Origin of the sequence: Clostridium psychrophilum (genome assembly GCF_018861705.1) — a bacterium.
In the GTDB taxonomy this organism is placed as follows: Bacteria; Bacillota; Clostridia; order Clostridiales; family Clostridiaceae; genus Clostridium_AD; species Clostridium_AD psychrophilum.
The window spans coordinates 1-4,795 of sequence record NZ_JAHLEC010000166.1 but is presented as its reverse complement, the minus strand read 5'-3'; the positions used below and the strand labels follow the sequence as shown (position 1 = coordinate 4,795).

3 protein-coding genes are annotated in these 4,795 nt (G+C 30.1%); 2 read left to right on the top strand and 1 reads right to left on the bottom strand.

Features of this window, described 5'->3' with window-relative positions; all coding sequences use genetic code 11:
* Positions 1-141 precede the first annotated feature (141 nt).
* Both KPL38_RS18200 and KPL38_RS18195 read left to right on the top strand, forming a co-directional pair.
* The gene (locus KPL38_RS18200) at positions 142-1,590 is read left to right on the top strand and encodes a zinc ribbon domain-containing protein (protein WP_216290551.1); all 1,449 of its coding nucleotides are present in this window, start codon (positions 142-144) and stop codon (positions 1,588-1,590) included.
* A 164-nt stretch (positions 1,591-1,754) separates the two neighbouring features.
* Positions 1,755-3,443 (top strand): glycoside hydrolase family 13 protein, encoded by a 1,689-nt coding sequence (locus KPL38_RS18195; RefSeq protein ID WP_216290550.1) that lies wholly within the window; start codon positions 1,755-1,757, stop codon positions 3,441-3,443.
* Between the two features lie 82 nt (positions 3,444-3,525).
* Here the strand turns inward: KPL38_RS18195 and KPL38_RS18190 are convergent, their stop codons facing one another.
* Positions 3,526-4,293 carry a tyrosine-protein phosphatase gene (locus KPL38_RS18190; RefSeq protein WP_216290549.1) on the bottom strand — a complete coding sequence of 256 codons (768 nt, stop codon included), beginning with the start codon at positions 4,291-4,293 and terminating at the stop codon, positions 3,526-3,528.
* Between the last annotated feature and the right edge of the window lie 502 nt (positions 4,294-4,795).

Here is a 4,795-nt window from a genome sequence, read left to right as displayed (position 1 = left end):
GATACATTTGAAAAATATTTAAAGGTACTGTTTTTAATAAAAATCCAGTAAAAAAGCTCTGAAAATAAATGTAGGCCTTTTGTAATACATTGTGCGGAGTATAAGATATAAGAATAATTATAAAAAATTGGGGGACCTAACATGAAATTTTGTAGTAAATGTGGCAATGAAATTAATGAAGACCAAACTTTTTGCACCACATGTGGTAATGACTTAAAAAATGAGTCTACAAATGAAACTCCGCCAATAGAAGAAAACACTTCAACTGAAAATTCTTTGCCCAAAGAGGAATATCAACGAATAAAAGATACTAATCCAGCTCAAAAACATACTACATCTAATAATAAATTAACAAAGAAGTCAAAAATATCTATAATAGTAGCTGCAGTTTTAATAGTAGCAATAATTGCTATCGTTCAGGTTGGTAATTATTTATCCGACCCTAAGAAGCTTGAAGCAAGATTCCAAAAAGACGTAGTAACAAACAACGTTTCTGATTTAGCAAATACATTATATTGTAATGACACTAGGCTAACAGTAGATAATAAAAATGTTGTTCCTTTACTAGATTACTTTAAAAAGAATCCTTCATATTATGATGAAGTTATTGAAAATTTAAATAATGATGCTCTTAGTCCTAAAGATCTTAGTAATATTAACATATCATCTAGTAATACATTAACGTTAACTAATATAGGAAAGAAGTTTTTAATTTTCCCCAATTACAAAATAAACGTTAAACCATCCTTCGTTGATATAACAACTACAGTTAAAGATGTTAATTTTTCGCTTAACAATACTCAGATAGGCAAAAGCGATACTGATAAATCCACCAAAGAATTCGGGCCGTACATTCCTGGGACTTATCTAATCTTAGCTAATTATAAAGGTAAGTATGTTACTTTAAACCATCCTTACCAAGTCGATCTTATAAAAACTAGCAACGGCACCGCAACCTTAAGTGTATTTGAAGATATGAATTATTTAAATATAAGTTCTGATTATCCTGATGCAAAAATATTTGTTAATTCAAAAGATACTAATGTGAAAGTTAGTGATGCTACCAATTTTGGACCTGTAGATACTTCTTCAAAGATATATGCTACAACTGTAATAGGTGGAAAAACACTTAAGAGCGAAGAACAGTCGACTACAAGTGGAGAAACAGACATTAATATAAGTTTTCAAGATGCAATCAATGCTCAGACTGATGTTCAAGCTCAATTAGATGACGTAAAATCTCAATTAAATGATCTTTTACAAAACTATGCATCCGGTCTTACAGCCGCCATTAATGCAAATGATTTTTCATTAGTCTCTCCTTACTTAACTTATGGAAGTAAACTGTATACACAACAACAAGCGAATGTACCTGGTTCCCATGCAGGCGGTGATTATGAAAGTCTTGTTTCTGCTAATATTACCGATTTCAACATTAGTGATGATAGCCAGTCTGGAACTATAAATACATCGGAAACTTATAATTTTGTATCTATAGATGGCACATCTATTAATAAGAGTTATAGTCATGTATATAAATTTCAATATAATGGTGCTTCCTCTGGCTATCAATTTACGAACAGACAATAAAATATGATTTAAAAGGTAACTATAGTAAAAAGAAATTCAGTATCCAATCCCAAAAAACTTTAATTGATTACTCATAAAAAAAAGCATATTCTGTAAATGAATATAATGGTAATATGCTCACCCTTATATATAAATAAATTGAAACAAACAATGGAGGAATTATTATGAATAAAGCTTGGTGGAAAGAAAGTATTGTATATCAAATTTATCCAAGGAGTTTTAAAGATAGTAATGGAGATGGAATAGGCGATTTACAAGGGATTGTAGAGAAGTTAGATTATTTAAAGGAGCTTGGCATAGATGTTTTGTGGCTCTGTCCTATTTATAAATCTCCAAATGATGATAATGGATATGATATAAGTGATTATCAAGATATTATGACAGAGTTTGGTACAAAGGAAGATTTTGATTTGTTACTTCAAAAATCTCATGAAAAAGGTATAAAAATCATGATGGATTTGGTAGTAAATCATACTTCTGACGAACATCTATGGTTTAAGGAAAGCAGAAAATCCAAAGATAATAAATATAGAGATTATTATATATGGAAAAATGGAGTAGATGGACAACCACCAAACAATTGGGAAAGTAGTTTTAGTGGGTCTGCTTGGGAATATGATAAAACCACAGATATGTATTTCCTTCATTTATTTTCTAAAAAACAACCTGATTTAAATTGGGAAAATAGAGCGGTTAGAAATGAAGTATATAAGATAATGAAATGGTGGTTAAACAAAGGTATTGATGGATTTAGAATGGATGTTATCAATTATATTTCTAAAGATCAAAAATTCCCTAACGGAGATGTAAAAGAAGGACATTTATATGGAGATTTTGCGCCATACTCTGTTAATGGACCAAGGGTTAATGAATTCTTAAAAGAAATGAATAAAGAAGTATTATCAAAATATAACATAATCACTGTAGGAGAAACACCCAATGCTAATACAAAGCAAGCTATGAACTATGTTGGTGAAAATAGGAATGAGCTTAATATGGTTTTTCAGTTTGAGCATATGGACCTGGGAAATGGTGAAGATGGGAAATGGAGCAACGGTCGTTTTGAATTAATTCAGTTAAAAAAAATTATGACTAAATGGCAAAAAGGATTAGAAGATGGTGGATGGAATAGTCTGTACTGGAATAACCATGATCAGCCTAGAGTAGTTTCTCGTTTTGGGAATGATAAAAAATACTGGAAAGAGTCAGCAAAAATGTTAGCAACTTGTCTTCACATGATGCAAGGAACTCCATACATTTACCAAGGTGAAGAAATAGGTATGACTAATGTAGCTTTTGACTCTTTAGATGATTATCGAGACATTGAGACCTTAAATGCGTATAAGGAACTAGTAAATATTAAAGGAAAAGCAGCAGACGAAATGATGGCCGCAATTTATGCAAGAGGTAGAGATAATGCTCGTACACCTGTGCAATGGAATGATAGTGAAAATGCAGGATTCACAACTGGTACCCCTTGGATTAATGTGAATCCAAATTATAAACAAATTAATGTAAAATCTCAGTTAAATGACCCAGATTCTATATTTAATTATTATAAAGAATTAATTAATATTCGTAAAAACAATCCGATTGTAGTATATGGGACTTACGACTTAATTCTTGAAAATAACAAAGAACTATATGCTTACACAAGAACTTTAGGCGAAGAGAAGCTTCTTATCGTATGTAATTTTACAGATTCTATATCTAATTTTGATTTACCAGAAGATATAAAATATAATTCTCAAAAACTTCTCATTGGAAATCACAAAATTTATGGTGAGGTTAACATAAAATCATTTGAACTAAAACCTTATGAAGCGAGAGTGTATTTATTAAAAATGTGTTGATATTGATGATTGCAAAATTTAATAAGTCTCTACTCCTTTAATTTTTCAAAGGAGTAGAGACTTATTATATCTTGTTTAGATATTAATGCTTAAAAAGCTGAAATAGATTTTTCTTTTTGACTATTTTTTTATTGTTCATTTCTATATCTTCACCTAACAATAATAGTCTTAAATTTTGTGATGTTTTTCTCTTTATCTTTCTATCTATTAATTTCGCTATTCTATAACCTTCTATTAAACCAGGACATCTTTTATTTAAAGAATGAGCATCAGAGGCTATGAAGTTTGCTAGTCCTTCTTTCACCAATAACTTAGCACATCTTTGAACTTTTTTCCCAAACAAACCTTCCAAACTTCCCGCATTAACTTGGAAAAGACAGTCTTCTTCAATAAAATCATTTATAGCTGTGGGTGATTCCTCTATATAAACATACCTTTCAGGATGTGCAATTATAGGTTTAATATCAAGAAGCTTTAACTCATAAATTAAATCTAAAGCATCTTTTGGCAATTTATCCATAGGAAATTCAATAAGCATATATTTTGTTCCGTTTATACCTCTTAATTTTTTCTTTTTGCACAGTTCTAATGAGTGTTTGTCCAACATAATTTCTTGTCCTAAAAGAATTTCTACATTTATACCCGCATCGTTTGCTGCAATCTTTAATTTTTGATACAAGACAAAAACTTCATCGTAGTAGTTCTCATATATATTCCACATATAATGAGGAGTGGCTATAATAGTTCTAGTACCTTTTTCCTCCGCCATTTTTAACATCTTAATACTCATTTCCATATTCTTTGAACCATCATCAATTCCTGGGAGTATGTGACTATGAATATCAATCATCGTATCACCTTCCTAGTTTGTGTTTTCTTTCAGTTTGTGTTTTCTTTCAGTTTATGTCTTACTCCTAAAACCGGTAAATCTATATATTGCTCCACATCGCTTTAAGTTTTTATAGTATTGTCCAAGTATTCGAGAAGTAACATAATTGCCACTGAAATCATATGTAAATATTGTATCATTATTTACCATTATGGTAAATAATAATTAGCATTAAACTACATTATTTTGTATTATTTGCCAAATTTTATTATTTATATAATGACTGCATGCATTGAAAATACTATATCTACTATAATATAGTAACACTTTTAAAAAAATATTCCTATCCCCCTTCAGCAAATGAGCTTTACGTCGAAATATATTATATAAGAATATATTATAACTTAATCAGAAGAACAAAATCTCCCTACGGTCGAGTAAAAACCCTTATGCCAAGCAAATATGATAATCTCATCGTCCTTTGATTATCATATTTGCATCACATTCTGGGCATAGAACAATA